At 76.9% G+C, this 502-nt stretch carries 1 protein-coding gene; it reads left to right on the forward strand.

Annotated elements, in window-relative coordinates; all coding sequences use genetic code 11:
- Positions 1-392 precede the first annotated feature (392 nt).
- Positions 393-502, forward strand: a 110-nt coding sequence (locus ACFC1R_RS18395) for an urease subunit gamma (protein WP_375939734.1), incomplete at its 3' end; no start/stop codon positions are given.

A 502-nucleotide genomic window follows, 5' to 3' on the forward strand; every position in this document is an offset into this window, starting at 1 on the left:
AACCACGACGGCACCCCGGTCGCGGGGGGGGCGCGGGGGGGGGGGGGTGTCGGGGGGGGGGGCGGGTGGTGGGTTGTCCACCCCGTCCCGGGGGGGGCGGCGGCGGGGGTGCGCCCCCCCGCCCCCCCGGTTCGCCGTCGGCGACACCGCGACACCGCGACAGCGACTCTGCACCGGGACACCGCGACAGCGCACTGTCCGCGGCACCACGCTGTCCGCGAATCCGCTGCACCGCGCCGACGGCGCTGACCGTGCCGGGGCCGCCTCGGCGAGCACGCCCCACCCACCGTGACCATGCCGGCCGTGGGTGCGTGCGACCTTGCCGACGAGCGGCAGACCGGTCCTTCGAGCGTCCTCGCCTTCACCGGACGCCCTCTCCCAGACGAGGCATCATGCGATTGACACCGACCGAACGGGACCGGCTGCTGATCTTCACAGCGGCCGAACTGGCCCGTGCCCGGCGCGCCAGGGGCGTCCGCCTCAACGTGCCCGAGGCCACCGC

This window comes from Kitasatospora sp. NPDC056138 (assembly GCF_042264695.1).
Classification (GTDB): Bacteria; Actinomycetota; Actinomycetes; order Streptomycetales; family Streptomycetaceae; genus Kitasatospora.